The sequence below is a fragment of the Pseudomonas sp. URMO17WK12:I11 genome, assembly GCF_007677725.1.
Classification (GTDB): Bacteria; Pseudomonadota; Gammaproteobacteria; order Pseudomonadales; family Pseudomonadaceae; genus Aquipseudomonas.
Map to the genome: position 1 here is coordinate 93,383 of NZ_VEDF01000014.1, position 21,581 is coordinate 114,963.

Sequence of the window (21,581 nt, forward strand, 5' to 3'; positions counted from 1 at the left end):
GGCGGGCCTTGGCTTCAAGCAACGAACGGCAGAAAACGACTGCCCAGGAACAGATAGTCGACCCATACCGTTTGATGCACCAGCACAATCGCCCAAAACACCAGCTGATAAGACAGCTTGCGGGTCTTGTGTCGAAGCAGCTGCTGGGCCACCAGCGCGCCGGGCCAGCCGCCCAACAGCTCGCTGGCGTGCAGCACTTTTTCCGGCGTGCGCCAGGCGCCGTGCAGGGCCTGGCGCTTGTCCTGCCAGTACAGCAGCGCGCTGATCAGGCTGGCCAGTGGGTACAGCGCCAGCGGCACCCAGGTGTGCCCGTCCAGTCCCATCTTCAGCGCGCCGAGGCCCGGCAGCAGGCACAGCAGCGCCAACACCAACAGTTTCCAGCGGCCATGGCGCCCACCACCGTCTGCCCGCTTGGCGCCGTTGCGCGGCGCCGTCGTCTCAGAGCGGGCCATGTCAGCCGTGCGCCGTCGACCAGTCGACCCAGCCAAACTGCCAGGTCGCCAGGATCAACAGCCCAAAGACGATGCGATACCAGGCAAACGCCGCATAGCTATGATTGGCGATGAACTTGAGCAAGGCGCGCACGGCGATCATGGCGAAGATGAACGAAGTGACAAAGCCGATGGCGAACACTGGCAGATCCCCGGGCTGGAACAGGTCGCGGTACTTGTAGCCCGAGTACACCGCGGCACCCACCATGGTGGGCATGGCCAGGAAGAACGAGAACTCGGTGGCCGCCTTGCGTGACAGGCCAAACAGCAGGCCACCGATGATGGTGGACCCGGAGCGCGAAGTGCCAGGAATCATCGCCAGGCACTGCACGAAACCGATTTTCAAGGCGTGGCTCCAGCGCATTTCATCGACGTGCTCGACCGCCACCTGGTGCTCGCGGCGCTCGGCCCAGAGCATGATCACCCCGCCCACCACCAACGCTGCGGCCACGGTAATCGGGTTGAACAGGTACTCATGGATCAGATCGGCGAACAACACGCCCAGCACCACGGCCGGCATGAACGCGATCAGCAGGTTGCCCGTGAAACGCCGTGCCTTGGGCTGGCTGGTCAGGCCGAACACCACGTCGAGGATCTTGGCGCGAAACTCCCACACCACCGCCAGGATCGCCGCCAGCTGAATGATGATGTTGAAAGCGATCGCCCGTTCACCGCTGAAGTCGATCAGGTCGGCGACGATGATCTGGTGGCCGGTGCTGGAAATCGGCAAGAACTCCGTCAGCCCTTCGACCACGCCCAAGATGATTGCCTGAAAGGCGGTCCAAAAATCCATCATTCCCCCGATGGAGCGCTGCTCGTTGCAGGCCCCTTATTTTTTGATGTGCTGGTGATTGCCACGCCGGGCGCGCCTTTTTACAGCGACTCCTGGGACCGATGCCAGGGGAAAAGTTCACTGCGGCTAAAGGTTTCATCTTGCGCGGCCGAGATCCTAGCAAAGCGGTACGGTAAACACCCGCACGCCCGGTGACAAAGTTGCCAGTTACTAGCACTTAGCCATTAGTCGGGTGCCTGGCGCCGACAAAGCATGCTTGCATGTACCTGAATAACAAGAACAAGGCAGGAGTGGATTCGATGAGGGCATTGAGGTCGATGTCGATCAGCCGTCGTTTGTGGCTGATCCTGGTGGTGGCGGTAGGCATGTTGCTGGTGCTGGGGCTGTTGATGCTGCGCCAGATTCACGGCGACCTGTACCAGGCCAAGGCGGAAAAGACCCGCCATGTCGTGCAGACGGCAGCGGGCGTGTTGGCTTACTACCAGGGCCTGGAGGCGGCAGGCACGCTCACTCGCGAGTTGGCCCAGCAGCAGGCCTTGCAGGTGGTGCGGGCGCTGCGTTATGACCAGAACGACTATTTCTGGATCAACGACCTGACCCCGCGAATGGTCATGCACGCGGCCAATCCCAAGCTCGATGGCCAGGACCTTTCGGCGATTCGCGACCCGGACGGGTTTGCCGTGTTCAACGAAATGGTCGCCCTGGCCCGTGCACAAGGCGCAGGCCCGGTCGACTACCGCTGGCCCAAACCGGGCGCTAGCGATCCGGTCGCCAAGACCTCGTATATCCAGCTGTTTCAACCCTGGGGCTGGATCATCGGCTCCGGCGTATATGTCGACGATGTACAGGCCGAATTCGCCCGCCAGTTGCGCGACGCCTCGCTGCTCGGCCTGGGCATTGCCCTGCTGATGGCCTTGGTCGTCATGCTGATCGCCCGCAGCATCGCCCGTCCGCTGCAAGCTGCCGTGCAGGCCATGGGCAACATTGCCAGCGGCGAAAGCGACCTTACCCGGCGCCTGGACACCCAGGGCCGCGACGAGATCAGTCACTTGGGCCAGCACTTCAATCAGTTCAACGGCAAGCTGCAAGGCGTGGTCGGCCAACTACAAGATGCCGCGCAGGCCCTGGCGCAGTCAGCCGGTCACGTCGGGGACAGCGCCAGCGCGGCGCAGCAGCACAGTGCCCAGCAATCGCTGCAGATGGACCAGGTGGCCACGGCGGTGAACGAGGTCACCTACGCCGTGCACGATGTGGCTGAAACAGCCAAGCAGGCCGCTGGTGAAATGCGTGCTGCGCAGCAGCAGGTCGAGCATGGGCAGGAGGCGATCCACGGCAGCTTGCAGCAGATCGATCGCCTGTCGGCAACCATCGAGCAGGCGGTGCAGGTGATCCGTGAGCTGGCCGGGCACAGCACCCGGATTGGCGGTGTGCTCGAGGTGATCCGTGCCATCGCCGAGCAGACCAATCTGCTGGCGCTGAACGCCGCCATCGAAGCCGCCCGCGCCGGCGAGCAAGGCCGAGGCTTTGCGGTGGTGGCCGACGAGGTGCGTTTGCTGGCCCAGCGCACGGCGCAATCGACCGCCGAGATCCACACCATGATCGAGCACCTGCAAAGCCAGTCGGATGCCGCCGTCAAGGCCATCGACACCAGCAGTGAAGCATCGCACCAGACCGTCCAGCAAGCCCGTGAAGCCGGCAGCAGCCTCGAAGCCATCAGCCAGTCACTGCACAACCTCACCACGCTCAACGCCTCGATCGCCAGCGCAACCTCAGAGCAGGCCCATGTAGTCGAGGAAATCAACCGCAACGTTCTAGACACAGCCGGTATCTCGCAACAGGCGGCCGAAGCGGCGCGACAGTCCAGCGATGCAGGGGTGGCGCTGGGACGCCTGAACGACCAGCTGGAACAGCTGCTGCGCCAGTTCCGCGTCTGACGCGCGGCGGCAACGGCCCGCGACGCCAACGGCTGGCGCGCGGGCCAAAGCCGCACGCGCCTACACCTGCCGGCCAGCACAGGCTACAATCGCCGCCCTCCCCCCGCCAAGGATCGCCGATGTCCGGCCTTGAACTCATCGCCGCCGTGCTCGGCATCACTGCCGTCTGGCTCACCGTCAAACAGAACGCCTGGTGCTGGCCGATCGGCCTGGCTGCGGTGCTGATCTATGCCGAGTTGTTCTTCGAGGTGAAGCTGTATTCCGGCATGTTGCTGCAAGGCGCCTATGCATTGTTGCAGCTGTATGGCTGGTGGCAATGGAAGCGCCCCGGCCGCGTCGAGGACGCCCGACGCGTGTCGCGCTTGCCGGCAGCGGCGCTGGCATTGGGTTTGCTCGGTGGGCTGGTGCTGAGCGTGGCGCTTGGCGCGGGCATGTCGACGTGGACCGATGCCGCCCTGCCGTGGCTGGACGCGACGTTGACCGGGTTCAGCCTGGTGGCGCAGTTGTGGATGGCGCAAAAGCGCCTGCAATGCTGGCCCCTGTGGATGCTGATCGATGTCGCCTACGTCGGGCAGTACCTGCACCAGGGGTTGTATTTCACTGCAGGCTTCTTCGTCGTACTGACCGTCATCGCGGTGCGCGGCTGGCTGGAATGGCGCCGTGACCCGGCCCTGGTGCACGGATGAAAGTGGTGGTGCTGTGCGGCCCGGAGTCGAGCGGCAAAAGCTGGCTCAGCGGCGAAATCCAAGGCCATTTCGGCGGCGTCGTGGTGCCTGAATACGTGCGCCACTTCATCGACGAGCAAGGTCGTGACACGTGCTACGCCGACATCCCGAGCATCGCTCAGGGGCAATTGGCATGGGAAGACCATGCCCGCCAGCAAGCGCCCGAGCTGCTGATTCTCGATACCCACTTGCTGAGCAACATGCTCTGGAGCCAGGCGTTGTTCGGCGACTGCCCCATCTGGCTGGAACAGGCCCTGCTCACCCGCCATTATCACTTGCACCTGCTGCTGAGCCCGCAGGGGGTGGGCTGGGTCGACGACGGCCAGCGCAGCCAGCCAGCCCTTGCGGACCGCCAGGCTTTTTTTGAAGCCAGCCGTCGATGGCTGATAGGCCACGGGCAAAACTTTCAGGTCATCGAAGGCGGCTGGCCGCAGCGCAGTGCAACGGCCCTGCAGGCGATACAGCACTTGTTGCACGGCAAATTACCGGTTTGTCCTACGGAGTGTTAATGCGGTGACACACATGCCCCACGCTAACCCTCTGTATTCAATGTGCAATGCGCCTGGCCTGCACAAGTGTCAAGCGTGTGAAACATTCGTGAAAACCTCCGGGATGTCAGGCGCCTGCTAGGCAAAACGCCATCGGTCAGGAAAGGTGTCTCAGCGCTGATACAGGAAAACCCTCGGTGAAGTCAGCTAGGTGCTGCAACCGCTTGATTCACATGCAATAAACAAAAGCGGCACACATTTCGCTCTACTCCCTCGCAACGCTGAACAGACCAGCGCTCGAGGAAGGAGTAGCCGCCATGGGGAAACTGGATAAAGGCATCGCTGGCCTGCTGCTGGTCGGATGTGGATGGGCAGCGGTGCTGCCGGCATTGGCTGACAACGGCATCATCACCATCACCCGCGATGTGCAGCCGCGCATGGCCGTGCGCGCACCGCTGGCGCCCGACCCCTACCCTACCACCGCCAATGCCAATCCCGTGACGTATGTGGTCAAGCAGACCAACGAGCTCAGTGACGGCGACTTCGCCAACATCACCAGCGGTACCGGCATCTCCTCGTTGATCACCCAGCAGACCAACAACCTCGGCGGCAACATTGGCAACCAGACGCAATTGCCAAACATGGCCGCTGGGCGTGGCACGGGCGGTGGCAATGGCATTGCCAACATGGTCAATTCCAGCGTGCAACGCGGCCTGGCCCCGTTGCAGATCCTCACCGGAGGCAAATGAGATGAGGATCACGCTGCTTGTGCTGACCCTGCTGGGCAGCGCCTCGGCGCTGGCGCAATCGCCAGTCCCGCAGATCAACGACGCCACCATCGACAATTCCGGTGCCCGCTACCAGGGCAACTTCAGCGTCAACCAGGCTGCCGGCGATCAACAGCAACAGGCCAACGCCCGCGCCCTGTCCAGCGGTGATGCAGCACGCGCGACCACACAGATTCAACAGCGCCAGCAGGCCATCGTCGACCCCAACATGGGCGCGCGCGCCAGCATCCAAGGCGACGCCTTCAGCAACGGTAGTGGTGCCTTGGGCGTGAACCAAAGCGCCGGCGCCGCGACCCAACAGGCCAACGCCCTGCGCATCAGCATCAGTACACAACCGCAAAGCATCGACGACAGCGTCCTTCTGCAGCAGAACGTGGCGCTGGTCAACAACTCCGATCCAGCTGATACCTCGCCCGGCTATCGCCAGGTCACCACCGGTGATCAGGCGTTCACCGGTAGCCGTGGGGTCATTCAGCTGAATCAGAGCGCTGGGGTGGGCAACCAGACGGCAAACACCCTGAGCGTAAGGGTCGCGAACTGACCCGGACAGGTAAAGAACAACACTTAACCTACACACGGAGAGACACCATGAAACCTTCGATGGCACTCAAGCCTCTGGTTTTCGCAATTGCTGCGGTCATGGCTGTTGCTGCACAAGCGGGCCAGAACGATCGTCGTGGCAATGGCTACAACTACACCCCACCCGCCCGTGCAGTGCTGACCGATGCCACGGCCAACGCCAATGACGGGCAGCGCAGCACCGGTAACACCATCAATAACCAGGGCACCATCAACGAAGCCGAAATGAGCAGCTCCGGCACCGGTGCCAGTGGCAACGTCGGCGTCAACGTCGCGGCCGGTAATGGCAACCAGCAGGCCAACGCCTCGGCCATTGCCAATACTGCCTCCGACAACGCAGCCATCGACAACAGCTTCGTGTTCGGCACCTCCAATGCCACTGCCGAAATCACCCAGCGCAGCAATGGCAACAAGGTCAACAACTGGGGTACGCAAAGCTCGGCCGTCATGAGCGGCTCTGCTGAAGGCAGCAGTGGTAACGTGGGGATCAACATCGCCGGCGGCGACCTCAACCAGCAGAAAAACAGCATGGCGATCGCCAACAACTCGGCGGCCATCGGCAATTCCACTGCTACCGCTTCGGCCAACCAGACTGGCCCTGGCCTGGAAGTGAACAACGCTGCCGACCGCACCTACACCGTCGACACGCTGACCTTCACCACCTCCTCCAGCGGCTCGGCTTCGCGCAGCGGCTCGTACGATGCCAGCGTCGACAAGAACGCCAGCGCCAGCTACAGCGCCTCGGGCAGCAACAGCAGCAGCGCCAGCGGCTCGCACAACAGCAGCTCCAGCGGCTCTACCAGCCTGACCGCCAGTGGCTCGAACAGCAGCAGCGCAAGCGGCAGCAACAGCGCCAGCGCCAGCGGCTCGAACAACTGGGCAGCCAACGGCTCTGCCAGCAGCGACCACAGTTCGTCGTCCAACACTACCCTCAGCGCCTCGCTCGATGCCAGCGCCAACGGCAGTGCTTCGTCGTCGCAGACCTTCGGCAACTTCACCCGCTCGCAAAACTCGGACTTCGACAACTCGCTCAGCGCATCCTTGGACGCGTCGGTCGACAAGTCGCATGAGTCGGCGAGCAATTCGTCGTTCGACAAGTCGCTGAGCGCCTCTTTCGACCGTGCCTACGATTCTTCGTATGACCGTAGCCGCGACTCGTCCTACGACAAGGCGCGTGATACCTCCTACGAGAAAGCCAACGCCTCGGCATGGGACAAAGCCAACGAGTCGGCCTACGACAAAGCTGGCGAAACGGCCTCGCAGTCTTCGGACAGCATCTCCAAGAGCTTCAGCGAGTCTAGCGAGTTTGCCCTGAGCAACACCGTGTCGTTCCAGGTGCTGACCCCTACCGGCTGGGCCAACCCAGTCACCAATACCGCAACCCTCAGCGGTTCGGTCAATGGCGGCAGTGGCAACCTGGGCGTCAACGTGGCAGCCGGTGTGGGCAACCAGCAGAGCAACTCGCTGGCCATCTCCAACACCTCGATGTAACAGCGCCGGTCCAGAGGCTCCCTACGGGGAGCCTCTGTCTAACAAGAAAAAGACAGGGGGGCGTGGAGCATGCGTATTTTCGCCTTGGCATTGTTGCTGAGCCTTGCCGCTACCGGCGAAGCCTCGCAAATGCCGTTGTCCGTGCTGCCAGGCGGTGCAGTGATCTACAAACCGATCCAGAGCATCCGCGAACGCAAGTTCGTCGACCTGGTTCAGCAAAAGACCGATTTCAGCTGCGGTGCAGCGTCGCTGGCGACCATTCTGCGTCAGGCCTACTGGCTCGATGTCGATGAGCACCAGGTGATCGAGGGCATGTTGGCCCACGCCAACCAGGACCTGGTCCGCACCCAGGGTTTCTCGATGCTCGACATGAAGAAATACGTCGAAAGCCTGGGCATGCGCGCACGTGGCTACAAAGTGGCACCCGACACCCTGCACAGCATCCGCATCCCGGTGGTGGTGCTGATGGACATTCGTGGCTACAAGCACTTCGTGGTCATGCAGAAAGTCGACCGTGGCTGGGTCTACATCGGCGACCCGGTACTGGGCCACAAACGCTTCAAGCTCGATGATTTCGTCAAGGGCTGGAACGGCATCATCTTCGCCGTGATCGGCCAAGGCTACGACAAGCAGAACGTCCTGCTCGATCCACCCTTGCCCCTGAGCGCCAAGGGCCAGGTCAGCAACTTCAAACCGGTACAGGACGCAGAGCTGATGGACTTCGGGTTCATCCAGAGCGACTTCTTCTAACGCTGTAGGGCATGACGCTTCAGGAGCACCTCATGAAGACTTCCCTGTGGCTGGCAGCCGTGTGCCTGGCCGCCAGCCTGCCAACCCAGGCAGAGACATTCAAACCGATCGAATTGAAAGATCAGGAGCTGGCCGGCTTGCGCGGGCGCTACGTGATGCCCGGACGCATCGTCAGCTTCGGCATCGTCATGACCAGCACCTGGCAGAACGCCAATGGTCAGGTGATCGGTGCGACGTCGACCATGCAGGTTCAGCAATCGACCATCACCCCGCAGTTCTACGTGTCGATGATCGATGAACATGGCGCTGGCGTCGCTAACGCCTCGGGGACCCCGGGCACCGGGACGGTCACCGGCGGCAGCGGCCTGAACACCACCGAGGGGGTGACCCAGGTGGTGCGCGCCGCCGGCGATTTCAACATGGCCCACAACAATGTCGACATCAACGTCAGCAAGGGCGACCAGGCGCCGGCCACCCAGCCGCAGGGCCAGGCGTTGGCGGCGGGCGGCACCCTGGTGGGCGCCAACGGCGCCGGGACAATGAGCGTCTCGGCCGGCAGCGCAGGCGTGCAGATGAACATCGTCGCCAGCGCCAACCAGGGCAGCAGCCTGCAGCGCCTGGGCCAGGGTGGGCTGATGCAGAACACCACGTTGCTAGGCTCCAGCAACCGTGTCAGCAACCTCACCTCGCTCAATGTGGTACTGCGCGACAGCCCAGCGGCAAGCGGAGGCGTCAGCGCCAATCTGGATCAACTCAAAGGGCTTCGCAATCTCGGATACTGATCTACGCTCAAGTCTCATCGTATGCAGTCAGAAGGGACGACGAATCCATGCACCGTTTGTTGACGTTCAGAGCTATCGTTTGCATAACTACAACAACACTGGCCCCGGCCACGCTGCTTCAGGCGGCGACCGACCCCCAGGTCGAGGCACTCAAACAGGAATTGCTCGCGCTCAAGCAGCGTTATGAAGCGCAACAGAACGCACTGATGGTGCTCGAACAACGGCTGCGCCAGGTCGAGGAAGCCCCCGCACAGCCGGCACCGAAGCGCTTGACCAAGTCCCCGGCCGAAGGCGTCAGGGGCGGCCAGACCGTGGCCTCTGGCGCGCCGGGGACCACCGGCGGCGCCAGCGGCAGCTCCTATGGGCAATCGCTGCAGGACAATTCCGAGCCTGCGCAAAGCGTGTCCAACCTGTATGACGAAGCCAGCGGCTTCTTCGGCGGCGGCAAGTTCAGCGTCGAGACCGGCGTCACCTACACCCACTACGACACCCGCGCCCTGACCCTCAACGGCTTCCTGGCGCTGGATTCGATCTTCCTCGGCAACATCAACATCGACCGCATCAAGGCCGACAACTGGACGCTGGACCTGACCGCACGCTACAACGTCGATCAGCGCTGGCAGTTCGACATAAACGTGCCGATCGTCTACCGCCAGTCCACCTACTCTTCCGGGGGCGCCGGGGGCGCTGCCGGGATCACCAACGACGAATCGGTAACCCGTGACCCGGCGATCGGCGACGTCAACGTCGGCGTCGCCTACAAGTTCCTCGACGAAGACGACACCTGGCCGGATGCTGTTGCCACGCTGCGGGTCAAGGCCCCCACCGGCAAGGACCCTTACGGCATCAAGCTGATCCAGAGCCCTGGCAACGACAACCTGGCGGTGCCGGAAGACCTGCCGACCGGCAACGGCGTCTGGTCGATCTCGCCGGGCCTGTCGCTGGTCAAGACCTTCGACCCGGCCGTGCTGTTCGCCAGCGTGCAGTACACCTACAACATGCAGGACTCGTTCAGCGACATCAGCCCACAGGTCAACACCAAGGTGCCGGGCGACGTCAAGCTCGGCGACTCCTGGCAGGTGGGCGGCGGTATCGCCTTCGCCTTGAACGAAAAAATGAGCATGTCGTTCTCGGTCACCGACCAGTTCTCGCGCAAGAGCAAGATCAAGCCAGACGGCGGCGATTGGCAGTCAGTGACCAACAGTGACTACAACGCCGCCAACTTCAACATCGGCATGACCTTCGCTGCCAGCAATAACCTGACCATCGTGCCGAACCTGTCCATCGGCTTGACCGATGACGCGCCGGACTTCTCCTTCAGCCTGAAATTCCCGTACTACTTCTGATGACCGGGGCGCGCGGCGCCCCGCAATTGGTTACCAACCTTGTAGACCACGGCTTTCCTGAAACCGGCCTGTTATCATCGCGCACATATGTGTGACGATTTCATGTCAATAAGGAAAGTGTGCGTGAAAAACCTGCTTGGCCCCGCTCGGATCCGGTTGCTGGCCCTGCTGACCTTGGTGCTGATCATCCCCATGGGGGTGCGCACCTTGCTTGGCTGGTCCAATCCGTTCGGTTACCTGTCGGACCTCGCGCTGGGCAGCGTGCTCGTGCTGCTGTTGCAGCGCCGCCCGTGGTGGCTGGCCTTGCCGGTACTCGTGGCCTGGGCCGCGCTATGGGTGGCCTCGGCGGAACTGGTCAGTGCCGTCGGCAGGCTGCCCAACGCTGCGGACCTGACCTATCTGTTCGACCCGCAGTTCATGGAAAACTCCACCGGCGGCGGCCTCGCCCATCCCTGGTTGGTGCCCTTGCTGGCCGCTGCGCTGGCCATCTGGCTATGCAGCGCGTGGCGTAGCCGCCAACAGCCGGGGCGTCCCTTCAAGGCAAGCAGCTACGCGCTTGCGACAGCCCTGCTGGCCACGCACTGGGCGGGACAACACCTGCTTCCCAGCGACGCCGATCAGTGGCGCCAGTTCAACCTGCCGCATCAGCTGATGTCCGCTGCGGTGGGCGATGCCCAACGGCGCGTCGAGCAGTGGGCTGGCCAGGCGCCTGTGCTTACGCCATTACCCAGTACTGGGCTGACGCAGCATGACCTGAGCGGCCAGAAGCTGCTGGGCGCTCCGGGGCGTGCCCGCAATCTGTTGGTGATCACCCTCGAAGGCATTCCCGGCGCCTACATTGCCGGCAATCGCCAGGCCGTGGGCAGCCGCTTCGAGGAAAACCTCATGCCCAATCTCAGCCACTGGGCAGAGCGCGGCATGAACACCCCAGACTACGTGCTGCACACCCACCAGACCATTCGCGGCTTGTATGCGATGTTGTGCGGCGACTACGACAAGCTGGCCAACGGCACGCCCAAAGGCGTCGAGCTGTTGACCCAGCAGGTGCGCAACCAGGCCTGCTTGCCGAACCAGTTGCGCCAGGCCGGTTTCGCCACCCATTACCTGCAAGGTGCCGGCCTGCGCTTCATGGCCAAGGACCGCATCATGCCCCACGTCGGCTTCGACTCGGTGCATGGCCAGGAATGGTTCGGCAACGCCAACTACCTGGACTTTCCCTGGGGCAAGGACGACAGGGCGTTTTTCGAAGGGGCATTGGACTACGTAAGCCAGCTGCGCCAGCAGCAGCGCCCTTGGCTGCTCACCCTGCTGACAGTCGGGACCCACCAGCCCTATTCGGCGCCCGAGGCCTACCTGCAGCGTTTCGCCACCGCCAAGCAGGCGGCCGTGGCTTACCTCGATGACGCCCTCGGGGCATTCTTGGAAGGCCTTGAACGCCAGGGCGTGCTCGAAGACACCCTGGTCGTCATTACCTCGGATGAATCACATGGCATAGACGGCGTGCGCCTGGCTTCGTCGTGGGGCTTCAACCTGACCCTGGCGCCTGAGCAGGCGCAACTGCCGCGTATCAAGCCGGGCACCTACGGCCACGTCGATCTGGCCGCCTCCCTGCTGGACTACTTCGCCCTGCCCATACCGCTCGCGCTTGGCGGGCGCTCGCTGTTTCGCGACTACGACAGCGGTCGCGAGATGATCGCCTATACCAACGGTATGCTACGCTATCACGACGGCAAGGGCGTGCTCACCGAGTGCGATTTTCAGCAGCGCTGCCGCCGCTATGAAAGCCCGGGCTTCATAGCCTCCCAGGCCAGGTACCTGGGCCTGGCCGAGGCTGGCGTCGGTGCGCAGATCGGCGCCTTGGCCGGTGTGCTCGATCAATCGCTGCTGCAAACGCCACTGAACCTGCGCTATCAATTCGGCAGCCCTGCTGCCATCGCGCTTCGGCCCCAGGTCGATGACGATTGGGCGGATAACCTGATCGGCGCGCAGTACCTCGAGATGCCAGAAGGCTCGTTGACCCGAGTAAGGGTGAAGGTTCGCGCGCTGGATGCAAACCACACGGCTTATATCCAGCTCAAGGCCAAGGAATTCGAACAGGACGTACCATTGGGCCTGCCGCCGGAAATGGCCGTCACGGCCGATAGCCCGCTCGACATGGAATTCAGCTTCGCCAACCCGACCCAACGCAAGGCGTTTTCCTTTCACCTGCTCGGTTATGGCGGCGGCGAGGTGGAAATCAGCGACTTCAGCGTAATCACGGGCGAGCCCGACAGTGAAGACCCGGTCGAGGACTTTTCCGACGGGCACATCGCCCAGTCGAGTTGATCAGCGGATCTGATGCTTGTGCAGCAGGCGGTAGAACGTCGGCCGTGAAATTCCCAGCGCCTTGGCCGCGATGCTCATGTTGTTGCTGTGTCGATCGAGCACGTCGCACAATGCCTGGCGCTCGGCCCGGTGCTTGTAGTCCTCCAGCGTTCCCAGGGGTTGATCGACTGGCTCCTGCACCTGCAAACCCAGGTCTTGCGCCTCGATCTGGCGCCCTTCGGCCAGCACCAGCCCGCGCCTGACACGGTTAGCCAGCTCACGGACATTGCCTGGCCACGTGTGCCGGCCCATGGCCGCCAGGGCATTGTCGCTGAAGGACCGGGGACGGCGGCCGGTTTCCACGCTGTAGAAATGCGCAAAGTGGTTGGCGAGCATCGACAGGTCCCCGTGCCGGTCACGCAGCGGCGCTGTCACCACTTGCAGCACGTTGAGCCGGTAATACAGATCTTCGCGAAAGCGCCCTTGTTCGATGGCTCTTTCCAGGTCGACATGGGTTGCCGCCAACACCCGTACATCGACTGCCAGCGGCTGGCTGCCACCGACCCGCTCGATGTGCTTTTCTTGCAGAAAGCGCAGCAGATTGGCTTGCAACTCCAGGGGCAGGTCGCCAATTTCATCGAGAAACAAGGTGCCGCCATGCGCCGCTTCGATGCGCCCGACCTTGCGCTGGTGCGCCCCGGTGAACGCGCCCTTTTCGTGGCCGAACAGTTCGGACTGAATCAGGTTATCGGGGATCGCCCCGCAATTGATGGCCACGAACGGCATCTCGCGGCGCTGTGATTGCCGGTGCAGGGTCCGCGCTACCAATTCCTTGCCCGTGCCGCTTTCGCCACGGATCAGCACCGGCGACTCGGTAGGCGCCAGTTTGCTGAGCAATTTGCGCAGCTCGAGGATTGGCCGGCTATCACCCAGCAGTTCATGCGCCTGCTCGTCGACGGTGACGCTGCCCTTGCCGCGCAGGCGGGCCATGCCAAAGGCGCGGCCCAGGGTGACCAGCACGCGGGAGTAGTCGAACGGCAGAGTGTGAAAGTCGAAGAACCATTCGCAGACGAAGTCGCCAACATTCTGCAGGCGCAGTTGCTCGGCATCGAGCACGGCAATCCATTCGGTATTGCTGCGCTTGATCATGTCCTTGACCGCGTCCGGATGGCGTAGGTGCGCTTCCTGCAGACGCAGCAGGCCAATGTCGCAGGGATGCTCCAACGCCAGGTCCAGGCCACAGGAATGCACCTCCCATCCGGCACCCGCCAAGCCCGGCAGCAGACGGTGACAATCCTCACAGGGGTCGACGATCAATAGACGGCGAAGCGCGGCAGTATCGGGCATGACCGTTCCTTGGCGCCAATTGTTGGGTTTTTTTCGCTAAAACAGCAAGTTGCGGCGCCCAGTTAACAGTAGCAACGAACTTGACGCTGCCCACGACCGTCTGTCTGCCGATGACGGGATGTAGAAAGTGCTTCGGGAATTTTTCAAATTGAAAAACGTCACAGGCGGCGCGTGAAAAATTTAATCCGCCGTCCAGCAATAAATTTTACCGCCGCTGTGTGACTCCACCCCCAACTTGGAGCATCAGTACAAATAACCCCGCGCTGCAGATCGCTCAATCTATTCATGCGACAGAGCAGTCAAGCGGACCTCATTTCGCTGTTTGGGACCAAAGAGAGACCGAACCATGAATGCCCCGCTCCGTGTCAACGAAGCCTTGCTGATTGCCGACCACGCCTTCGAACCTTTCCAGTGCGTAGCCTGGGACGCGCCCAACGGCACTGGCGAGCTGAGCCTGGCGGTGATCGACCGGACCAACACCCGGATCGGCAGCAAGCAGGTGTCTTCGCGCATTTACTCCGACCTCGCCCAGTGGGCGAGCCTGATCGAAGAAGTACGCGCCGAGCTTTGCCAGAAAGGTTATGACCTGCAACCTTGGTCCATGCCCAAGTAGCAGCGCCAAGTTGCACGCTGCCCGCTGCAAGAAAGAGCCGTCACGAATGCCACGCTCTTTCTTGTAGCCAGCAACTTTGAAGCTTATAACTTGCGACGCTGCGAAACGGTCATTCCAGGACTTTGAAGTGCTGCAGATGCTGATAGTCAGCGTGTAGTTCGGCTGCCAGTTGCCGGGCACGTCCCAGGCGCACTGGCGCCAATTCGATGTCTACCAGCAGTGTGGCACAGGGCATGGGCTGCACCGCTTTCCAGCGCTGCAATCTGCCATCGGTGAACACCAGGCAACGTTGCACTTGATCGGGATGGGATTTTTGCCAGGCTTCGAGCCAGCGCCGTGCTTGCTCAAGCGATGCGATCAAGGGCGTCCCACCCCCTGCCCCCAATGCCTGCAACCAAGGCTGCAGGCTGGCCGAGGCCTTCAGCCCATGGCGCTGCCAGCGCGGCTCTGCGCCGCTGGCCGTCAGCAACGCCAAGCGCGCGCGTTGCCGATAGGCCTGGTCGAATAGCTGGGCCAACAAGCCTTTGCACTGGGCCAGGGCCTGGTGCCGCCGGGTCGATGCCGAGGCGTCGACGATGACCAGCCAGACCTCGGTGGCCTGCGCATGACGCTGCTGCCAGCACAAATCCTGACGTGATTTCGGACGCCCCTTGAGCAACGTTGCCAGCCATGCCACGCGCCCGCGGGAGGCCGCACGGGCGCGGCCGCGGGCAGTGCCGGCCAGCTTGCCGGGGCTGGGCATGGCATCCGCCAACTCAAGGGAAGGTTGACGGATGCTCAGGGCTTTTTTGCCCAGTTCGGCACCTCACGCCGCGCCCCGCTGGCGACTGGCTGCGCGGGCAAGGCGCCGTCATTGCCCTGGCCGCCGTCATCGTGCCTGCCCTGAGTACCAGTGGCCCCAGGTGGGGTGGCAGACTGCGGTGCCTCAGGGGGTGTGCGGCGGCGATGCCGCAGTGCAAATTCGGCCACCGCTTCGACATCACTCTGCGCGATCGCCTGCCCCGCGCGCCAGGCGCAATGGGCACGGGCGGCGCGCAACCAGACCAGATCGGCACGCAGGCCGTCGACACCAGCAGCAAAGCAGCGCTCGGTGATCCAGCTCAGGGCCTGGTCATCCAGTGCGATCGCCTCCAGGCGCTGGCGTGCAGCCTGGCAACGCTGGCGCAACTGGGCCTGGGCCTCGGCCCAGTGTGCGCAGAACCCCTGTGGATCGGCGTCGAACGCCAGCCGGCGGCGGATGATCTGTTGCCGCGCCTGGGGTGGCGGCAGGCCTTCGAGGGCAATGTTCAGGCCGAAGCGGTCGAGTAGTTGCGGGCGCAGTTCACCTTCTTCGGGATTCATGGTGCCGATCAACACGAAACGCGCAGCGTGCCGGTGGGAGATACCGTCCCGCTCGACCCGATTGGTACCGCTAGCAGCCACGTCGAGGAGCAGGTCGACCAAGGTATCGGGCAGCAGGTTGACCTCATCGACATACAACACGCCGCCATCGGCCTGGGCCAGAACACCCGGGCTGAACTGCGCCTTGCCTTGCCCGAGCGCGGCGTCCAGGTCCAGGGTGCCGACCAGCCGTTCTTCGCTGGCGCCCAGCGGCAGCGTCACGAACGGCCCCTCGCCGAGCAGGTCGGCCAGGCCGCGGGCCAGGGTACTCTTGGCCATGCCGCGCGGGCCTTCGATCAGCACGCCGCCGATCTTCGGGTCGATGGCGGTCAGGCACAGCGCAAGCTTGAGGTCTTCGGCGCCCACTACGGCAGCCAGCGGAAACTGTATGGGGTCACTCATTTCAAGCCTGTTCCTCGCCATCGAGCAGCTGTTCCTCGAGCGCCTCGCGATAGTCACCAGGCGACTGCCACAGCCCGCGTTGCTGGGCTTCGAGCAGGCGTTCGGTGAGGTCGCGCAGGGCTTCGGGGTTGTGCTCGCGCATGAAGTCGCGGGTCGCCGGGTCGAGCACATAGGCATCGGCCAGCGACTGATAATGATGATCATCGATCAAGTGGGTGGTGGCATCGAAGGCGAACAGGTTGTCCACCGTCGCGGCCAGCTCGAAGGCACCTTTATAGCCATGCCGCTTGGCGCCGTCGATCCACTTCGGATTGAGCGCGCGGGCGCGCATGACGCGGTTGAGTTCTTCTTTCAAGGTGCGGATGCGCGGCCGGTCGGCCTGGCTATGGTCGCCGTGATAGCTGGCCACCGCTGCGCCGGACAGGCTCTCGGCGGCCGCCAGCATGCCGCCCTGGAACTGATAGTAATCATTGGAATCAAGCAGGTCGTGCTCGTGATTGTCCTGGTTCTGCACCACCGCCTGCACCTGCCCCAGGCGCGTGGCGAACTGGGCCCGCGCCGGAGTGCCCTCGTCGCTGGCGCCGTAGGCGTAGCTGCCGTGGTTGAGATACACCTGCGCGAGGTCGTCGCGGCTCTGCCACAGGCGCCCGTCGATGGCGTTCTGCACCCCAGCGCCGTAGGCGCCAGGTTTGGCCCCGAATACCCGCCAGCCGGCTTGCCGCGCGGCCTGCTCTGGCGCCACACCCTGCGCCTGAAGGCTGGCGCGCTCGCTGCGCACGCGCGCAGCCAAAGGGTTGAGCGCATCGGGCTCATCGAGTGCCGCCACCGCCTGAACGGCGGCATCGAACAAGCGAATCAGGTTGGCGAAGGCATCCCGGAAGAACCCTGAAACCCGCAGCGTCACGTCTACCCGCGGACGGTCGAGTACGCCCAGCGGCAGAATCTCGAAGTCATCGACGCGTTGGCTGCCCTGCGCCCACACCGGCCGCACGCCCATCAAGGCCATGGCCTGGGCGATGTCGTCGCCACCGGTGCGCATGGTCGCGGTACCCCACACCGACAAGCCCAATTGACGCAGATGATCGCCGTGTTCCTGCAGGTGCCGTTCCAGGATCAGGTTGGCCGAGGCGAAACCCAGGCGCCAGGCGGTGGTGGTCGGCAGGTTGCGCACATCCACGGTAAAGAAGTTGCGCCCGGTCGGCAGCACGTCCAGGCGCCCACGGCTGGGTGCGCCACTGGGCCCTGCGCAGACGAATCGCCCGGCCAGCGCAGCCAGCAGCCCAGCTGTTTCGGCAGCGCCGCAGGCGTCCAGACTGGGCGCGACCTGCGTGCACAGGGCATCGAGTACGTCTTGCACGGGCTGCCACTGCGCCTGCTCTGGCAACTGCACATGGCCCGCAAGCGCCTGCTCGATCAACTGCAGGGCCAGCAGCTCGAGGCGCTCGCGGGTGTCACCCTGGGTGCGCCAAGCGTCATCGCTGACTGCCTGCAACAACGCCGGCGACGGGCCAGACCAAGCCTGGCCCAGGTCGCAGTCCAGCGGGTCGATGCCCAATGCCAACGCCTTGGCCAACGTGCGCAGCAAGCTGGCATTGCCACCTCGACCGTCGCCGCGCTCGACGCGCAGCAATGCCAGCAAGGTGTCCAGGCGTAGTCGCTCCTGGGGTGACTGGCCGAAAATGTGCAGGCCATCGCGAATCTGCGATTCCTTGAGGTCGCACAGGTAGGTGTCCAGGCGCGGCAGCCACAGCGCCGCATCGTCCAGCTGGCCTTCGATCTGTAATTCGCGGTCGATGTGGTTGGCTTTGACCAGCGCCAGAATATCGCCCTGCAATTCACGGGCACGCCGCGGGTCGAGCAACTGAGCTTCGTAGAATTCGTCGGCCAGCTGTTCCAGGTCGCGCAGCGGGCCGTAGGTTTCGGCACGCGTCAGCGGCGGCATCAAATGGTCGATGATCACCGCCTGGGTACGGCGTTTGGCCTGCGCGCCTTCGCCTGGATCGTTGACGATGAACGGATAGATGTTGGGCAGTGGGCCGAGCAGTGCGTCCGGCCAACACTGCGCGGACAAGCCGACGCCTTTGCCTGGTAGCCACTCCAGATTGCCGTGCTTGCCGACATGAATCACCGCATCGGCCGCATAGGCGTGGCGCAACCAGAAGTGAAAGGCCAGATAACCGTGGGGCGGCACCAGGTCGGGGTCGTGATAGACCGCGCTTGGATCGAGCTGATAACCGCGTGCCGGCTGGATGCCAACGAACGTCTGCCCGAAGCGCAGGCCCGCCACCATCAGCCGCCCAGCGCGGAACATTGGATCCTGCTCAGGCGCGCCCCACCGCTCGAGTACAGCCTGGCGGTTGGCCTCAGGCAAGCGCGCGAACGCGGCCTGGTACTCATCGAGGCTCAGGCTCTGCGCGCAAGGGCGCTGGTCGAGATGGTCGAGGTCATTGGTCACGCCACCCAGCAGACGATGGATCAGCTGCGTCCCGCTGCTGGGCAAGTCCGCCACTGGATAACCCGCCGCCTGCATGGCCTGGAGGATATTGAGCGCGGCCGCCGGGGTGTCCAGCCCGACGCCATTGCCGATGCGCCCGTCGCGGGTCGGGTAGTTGGCAAGCACCAGGGCCACGCGTTTCTGTTGGTTGGGCACGCGCGCCAGCGCCACCCAGCGCCGCGCCAGCTCGGCGACGAAGTCCATGCGCTCGGGGTGGGCGCGGTAGCACACCACGTCGGACTGGCTGCGCTCGCTGCGCCAGGCCATGTCCTTGAAACTCACCGGGCGCGTGATGATGCGCCCGTCCAGTTCCGGCAAGGCAATGTGCATGGCCAGGTCGCGCGCGCCCAGGCCCTGCTCGCTGGCCTCCCAGCCAGGCTGGTTGTCCTGCGCACAGATGGCCTGCAGTACCGGAATGTCGCGGCGCAGCGGCCGCAGATTGGGCCGCTCTGGGCTCGACATGGCGAAGCCTGTAGTGTTGATCACCACCTCGGCTTCTACCTCATCGAGCCACGCCTCGACCTGCTCCAGGCAGGCGCTTTCCTTCAGGCTGGCCACGGCGATGGGCAGCGGGTTGAGCCCTGCGGCTTGCAGGCGTTGGCAGAACACGTCGATGAACGCGGTATTGGCGGCCTGCAGGTGCGAGCGGTAGAACAGCAGGGGCGCCACCGGATGCTGTGGATTCCACTGGCCATACCAATCCTCAAGCTGCGCGGCAGGCTTTTGCGGGTGATACACCGACGTGCGCGGCAACGGCTTCGGCTCATCCCAGTGGTAGTCGCGCCCCAGCCACTGGGTGGCCAGGCAGTTGAACAGGTTCAGCGCATTGCCGTGCCCGCCTTGGCGCAAGTAATGCCAAAGTCGTTCTGCCGCCTCGCCGGTGACGCTCCCCAGCCCCGTCAGCTCGGGGTCGGGGCGGTCATCACCGGGCACCAGAATCAGCTCCACCCCCTCCGCCGCCAGTTCCACCAGCTGCTCGACGCCATAGCGCCAATAGCCGACCCCACCGTGCAGCGACACCAGAATCACCTTGGCATGGCGCAAGACCTGGTCGATGTAGAGATCGACCGAGGCATGGTTCTGTACCTGCATCGGGTTGGCCAGGCGCAGGCTTGGGAAATCGGCAGGCAGATGCTCGGCGGTATCGGCCAACAGCGCCAGGTGCGAATCACCGCTGCACAGGATCACCAGCTCGGCAGGTGTCTGCCCGAGGTCGGCGATGCTGTCATCGGGTACGAAACCACCGGGCTGAGTGCGCAGCAGGTGCATGGATCAGGCGCCCAGGGCCTGGCGCAGACGGCTTTCCAGGAGTGCGGCATCAAGATCCTGGCCAATCAGCACCAAGCGGGTGAGGCGCGGCTCGTCGGCGCGCCAGGCGCGGTCGAAGTGCTTGTCGAAGCGGGTGCCGACGCCCTGCACGAGCAGGCGCATGGGTTTGCCGGGAATCGCGGCGAACCCTTTGGCGCGCAGGATGCCGAACTCCACCACCAGCTGGTTCAGGGCCTCGAGCAGCAGGCGCTCATCGGCTTCAGGCAGGTCGATGGAAATCGAGTCGAAGGCATCGTGGTCGTGATCATCGTGATCGTCGCCGTCATGGTGCGAATCATGGTGGGTACGACGGCTGTCGATGTGTGCCTCGGACTGCGCTTCGACGCCCAGCAGCACGTCCAGCGGCAGGCGGCCGCTGCTGGCCTCGATGACCTTGACTGCAGGCGGCAGTTCTTCGGCGACTTCGGCGCGAACCTTGGCCAGGCCTTGGGCGTCGATCAGGTCGGCTTTGTTCAGCACCACCAGATCGGCGCTGGCCAGTTGGTCGGCGAACAGTTCATGCAGCGGTGATTCGTGGTCCAGGTTGGGGTCGAGCTTGCGCTGGGCATCGACTTGATCGGGGTAGGCGGCGAAGGTGCCGGCAGCGACTGCAGGGCTGTCGACGACGGTGATGACGGCGTCGACGGTGCAGGCGTTGCGGATCTCGGGCCACTGGAAGGCTTGTACCAGGGGCTTGGGCAGTGCCAGGCCGCTGGTTTCGATGAGGATGTGGTCCAGGTCCGCGCGGCGTGCGACCAGTTCGCGCATCACGGGGAAGAACTCTTCCTGCACGGTGCAGCACAGGCAGCCGTTGGCCAGTTCATAGACGCGACCGTTGGCCTCTTCTTCGGTGCAGCCGATGCTGCACTGCTTGAGGATTTCGCCATCGATGCCCAACTCGCCGAATTCGTTGACGATCACGGCAATGCGGCGGCCTTGGGCGTTGTCGAGCATGTGGCGCAGCAAGGTGGTCTTGCCGGAGCCGAGAAAGCCGGTAACGATGGTGACGGGAAGCTTGGCCAGTGTTTTCATGTCGCGGTGCCCTGTGCAGGATGGCGCGGGCACAGGAGACGAAAGCCGCAGCAAGGCCAGCCGGGCTCGTTCGCCACCGGATCACCCCGCCCGGTTGAAAGTCGAAATCGTGACGAGGCAGGTCTCCTGGCTTGCAGCGTTCCGGCCGGTGTCAACCGGCCGGTAGGATGACGCCTTCCCGCGGGTAGGGCGCAGTGGCTGTGTCGATCCGTTAGCGGTGCTTACAGTTGCGGGGGCAGCCGCGGCTTGTACCGCGTTCCCGTCTTAGCTTCGGCCTGGCCGAAGAACCTCGAAGCGGCAAGGCTACGCGTGGCCCGGCAGGTGGTCAACCGTTGCGCAACGCGCAGCGGTGCGGTGCGGTGCGGTGCGGTTGCTGTTGCTGTTGCTGTGTGCTGTTGCTGTGTGCTGTTGCTGTGTGCTTTTGCTTTGCTTTTGCTGTTGCTTCTAAGCGCGCGATAGTTCAGGCAACGCAAATTGCGACCTCAGGAGGCCGAGCGTAGGCGTCTGGAGGGCCCAGGGTGCGTAGCACCCCCG

At 63.7% G+C, this 21,581-nt stretch carries 18 protein-coding genes, 1 pseudogene and 1 riboswitch; of the genes and pseudogenes, 12 read left to right on the top strand and 7 right to left on the bottom strand.

Annotation, left to right across the window (positions count from 1 at the left end):
- Window positions 1-14: 14 nt before the first annotated feature.
- Complete coding sequence (locus tag FS665_RS21195) at window positions 15-452, bottom strand: DUF1294 domain-containing protein (protein ID WP_145192992.1); 438 nt, start codon at window positions 450-452, stop codon at window positions 15-17.
- Between the two features lies 1 nt (window position 453).
- Window positions 454-1,284: an undecaprenyl-diphosphate phosphatase gene (locus FS665_RS21200; RefSeq protein ID WP_145192994.1), complete on the bottom strand. Its 831-nt coding sequence runs from the start codon at window positions 1,282-1,284 to the stop codon at window positions 454-456.
- A 389-nt stretch (window positions 1,285-1,673) separates the two neighbouring features.
- Between FS665_RS21200 and FS665_RS24015 the strand changes: the two are divergent.
- The 11 genes and pseudogenes from FS665_RS24015 to FS665_RS21250 form a co-directional block, all read left to right on the top strand.
- Window positions 1,674-2,345, top strand: a pseudogene (locus FS665_RS24015) (cache domain-containing protein); the annotation flags it as partial.
- Window positions 2,346-2,483: 138 nt separating this feature from the next.
- On the top strand, window positions 2,484-3,218 hold the full coding sequence (locus FS665_RS24020) for a methyl-accepting chemotaxis protein (RefSeq protein WP_371921309.1): 735 nt from the start codon (window positions 2,484-2,486) through the stop codon (window positions 3,216-3,218).
- Between the two features lie 119 nt (window positions 3,219-3,337).
- On the top strand, window positions 3,338-3,904 hold the full coding sequence (pnuC, locus tag FS665_RS21210; RefSeq protein ID WP_145192999.1) for a nicotinamide riboside transporter PnuC: 567 nt from the start codon (window positions 3,338-3,340) through the stop codon (window positions 3,902-3,904).
- On the top strand, window positions 3,901-4,452 hold the full coding sequence (locus FS665_RS21215; protein ID WP_145193000.1) for an AAA family ATPase: 552 nt from the start codon (window positions 3,901-3,903) through the stop codon (window positions 4,450-4,452). The genes pnuC and FS665_RS21215 overlap by 4 nt, the downstream gene beginning before the upstream one ends.
- Before the next feature lie 296 nt (window positions 4,453-4,748).
- Window positions 4,749-5,180 (top strand): hypothetical protein, encoded by a 432-nt coding sequence (locus tag FS665_RS21220; protein ID WP_145193002.1) that lies wholly within the window; start codon window positions 4,749-4,751, stop codon window positions 5,178-5,180.
- 1 nt (window position 5,181) lies between these two features.
- Window positions 5,182-5,760, top strand: a complete 579-nt coding sequence (locus FS665_RS21225; protein ID WP_145193004.1) for an adhesin — start codon at window positions 5,182-5,184, stop codon at window positions 5,758-5,760.
- Window positions 5,761-5,807: 47 nt separating this feature from the next.
- The gene (locus FS665_RS21230) at window positions 5,808-7,289 is read left to right on the top strand and encodes a heme utilization protein (protein WP_145193006.1); all 1,482 of its coding nucleotides are present in this window, start codon (window positions 5,808-5,810) and stop codon (window positions 7,287-7,289) included.
- A gap of 69 nt (window positions 7,290-7,358) precedes the next feature.
- The gene (locus FS665_RS21235) at window positions 7,359-8,039 is read left to right on the top strand and encodes a C39 family peptidase (RefSeq protein WP_145193008.1); all 681 of its coding nucleotides are present in this window, start codon (window positions 7,359-7,361) and stop codon (window positions 8,037-8,039) included.
- A 32-nt stretch (window positions 8,040-8,071) separates the two neighbouring features.
- On the top strand, window positions 8,072-8,821 hold the full coding sequence (locus FS665_RS21240; RefSeq protein ID WP_145193009.1) for a hypothetical protein: 750 nt from the start codon (window positions 8,072-8,074) through the stop codon (window positions 8,819-8,821).
- A 47-nt stretch (window positions 8,822-8,868) separates the two neighbouring features.
- A complete protein-coding gene (locus tag FS665_RS21245) occupies window positions 8,869-10,167 on the top strand; it encodes a transporter (RefSeq protein ID WP_145193011.1) in 1,299 nt (432 codons plus the stop codon).
- A 102-nt stretch (window positions 10,168-10,269) separates the two neighbouring features.
- Window positions 10,270-12,492 carry an LTA synthase family protein gene (locus tag FS665_RS21250; protein ID WP_145193013.1) on the top strand — a complete coding sequence of 741 codons (2,223 nt, stop codon included), beginning with the start codon at window positions 10,270-10,272 and terminating at the stop codon, window positions 12,490-12,492.
- Here FS665_RS21250 and FS665_RS21255 read toward each other — a convergent pair whose 3' ends face one another.
- A complete protein-coding gene (locus FS665_RS21255; protein ID WP_145193015.1) occupies window positions 12,493-13,818 on the bottom strand; it encodes a sigma-54 dependent transcriptional regulator in 1,326 nt (441 codons plus the stop codon).
- A gap of 346 nt (window positions 13,819-14,164) precedes the next feature.
- On the opposite strand from FS665_RS21255, the gene FS665_RS21260 reads away from it, so the two are divergent.
- Window positions 14,165-14,431: a hypothetical protein gene (locus tag FS665_RS21260; RefSeq protein ID WP_145193017.1), complete on the top strand. Its 267-nt coding sequence runs from the start codon at window positions 14,165-14,167 to the stop codon at window positions 14,429-14,431.
- A 109-nt stretch (window positions 14,432-14,540) separates the two neighbouring features.
- On the opposite strand, the gene FS665_RS21265 is transcribed toward FS665_RS21260, so the two are convergent.
- Genes FS665_RS21265 through cobW form a run of 4 tightly spaced genes read right to left on the bottom strand, consistent with a single transcriptional unit; the run spans window position 14,541 to window position 21,047 of the window.
- Window positions 14,541-15,173, bottom strand: coding sequence for a VWA domain-containing protein (locus FS665_RS21265; protein ID WP_145193019.1), 633 nt, complete (start codon window positions 15,171-15,173; stop codon window positions 14,541-14,543).
- Between the two features lie 35 nt (window positions 15,174-15,208).
- A complete protein-coding gene (locus FS665_RS21270; protein ID WP_145193021.1) occupies window positions 15,209-16,213 on the bottom strand; it encodes an ATP-binding protein in 1,005 nt (334 codons plus the stop codon).
- Between the two features lies 1 nt (window position 16,214).
- Window positions 16,215-19,976 carry a cobaltochelatase subunit CobN gene (gene cobN, locus FS665_RS21275; RefSeq protein ID WP_145193023.1) on the bottom strand — a complete coding sequence of 1,254 codons (3,762 nt, stop codon included), beginning with the start codon at window positions 19,974-19,976 and terminating at the stop codon, window positions 16,215-16,217.
- A 3-nt stretch (window positions 19,977-19,979) separates the two neighbouring features.
- A complete protein-coding gene (gene cobW, locus FS665_RS21280; protein ID WP_145193026.1) occupies window positions 19,980-21,047 on the bottom strand; it encodes a cobalamin biosynthesis protein CobW in 1,068 nt (355 codons plus the stop codon).
- 98 nt (window positions 21,048-21,145) lie between these two features.
- A riboswitch (cobalamin riboswitch) is annotated at window positions 21,146-21,354 on the bottom strand.
- Between the last annotated feature and the right edge of the window lie 227 nt (window positions 21,355-21,581).

Bases quoted from the DNA above. Each gene is read 5' to 3' on its own strand.
- FS665_RS21235 (WP_145193008.1), top strand. From the start codon at position 7,359: ATGCGTATTTTCGCCTTGGCATTGTTGCTGAGCCTTGCCGCTACCGGC.
- FS665_RS21250 (WP_145193013.1), top strand. From the start codon at position 10,270: ATGTCAATAAGGAAAGTGTGCGTGAAAAACCTGCTTGGCCCCGCTCGG.
- FS665_RS21215 (WP_145193000.1), top strand. From the start codon at position 3,901: ATGAAAGTGGTGGTGCTGTGCGGCCCGGAGTCGAGCGGCAAAAGCTGG.
- pnuC (WP_145192999.1), top strand. From the start codon at position 3,338: ATGTCCGGCCTTGAACTCATCGCCGCCGTGCTCGGCATCACTGCCGTC.
- FS665_RS21230 (WP_145193006.1), top strand. From the start codon at position 5,808: ATGAAACCTTCGATGGCACTCAAGCCTCTGGTTTTCGCAATTGCTGCG.
- FS665_RS21220 (WP_145193002.1), top strand. From the start codon at position 4,749: ATGGGGAAACTGGATAAAGGCATCGCTGGCCTGCTGCTGGTCGGATGT.
- FS665_RS21265 (WP_145193019.1), bottom strand. From the start codon at position 15,173: ATGCCCAGCCCCGGCAAGCTGGCCGGCACTGCCCGCGGCCGCGCCCGT.
- FS665_RS21270 (WP_145193021.1), bottom strand. From the start codon at position 16,213: ATGAGTGACCCCATACAGTTTCCGCTGGCTGCCGTAGTGGGCGCCGAA.
- FS665_RS21225 (WP_145193004.1), top strand. From the start codon at position 5,182: ATGAGGATCACGCTGCTTGTGCTGACCCTGCTGGGCAGCGCCTCGGCG.
- cobN (WP_145193023.1), bottom strand. From the start codon at position 19,976: ATGCACCTGCTGCGCACTCAGCCCGGTGGTTTCGTACCCGATGACAGC.
- FS665_RS24020 (WP_371921309.1), top strand. From the start codon at position 2,484: ATGGACCAGGTGGCCACGGCGGTGAACGAGGTCACCTACGCCGTGCAC.
- FS665_RS21245 (WP_145193011.1), top strand. From the start codon at position 8,869: ATGCACCGTTTGTTGACGTTCAGAGCTATCGTTTGCATAACTACAACA.
- FS665_RS21240 (WP_145193009.1), top strand. From the start codon at position 8,072: ATGAAGACTTCCCTGTGGCTGGCAGCCGTGTGCCTGGCCGCCAGCCTG.
- FS665_RS21195 (WP_145192992.1), bottom strand. From the start codon at position 452: ATGGCCCGCTCTGAGACGACGGCGCCGCGCAACGGCGCCAAGCGGGCA.
- cobW (WP_145193026.1), bottom strand. From the start codon at position 21,047: ATGAAAACACTGGCCAAGCTTCCCGTCACCATCGTTACCGGCTTTCTC.
- FS665_RS21255 (WP_145193015.1), bottom strand. From the start codon at position 13,818: ATGCCCGATACTGCCGCGCTTCGCCGTCTATTGATCGTCGACCCCTGT.
- FS665_RS21200 (WP_145192994.1), bottom strand. From the start codon at position 1,284: ATGGATTTTTGGACCGCCTTTCAGGCAATCATCTTGGGCGTGGTCGAA.
- FS665_RS21260 (WP_145193017.1), top strand. From the start codon at position 14,165: ATGAATGCCCCGCTCCGTGTCAACGAAGCCTTGCTGATTGCCGACCAC.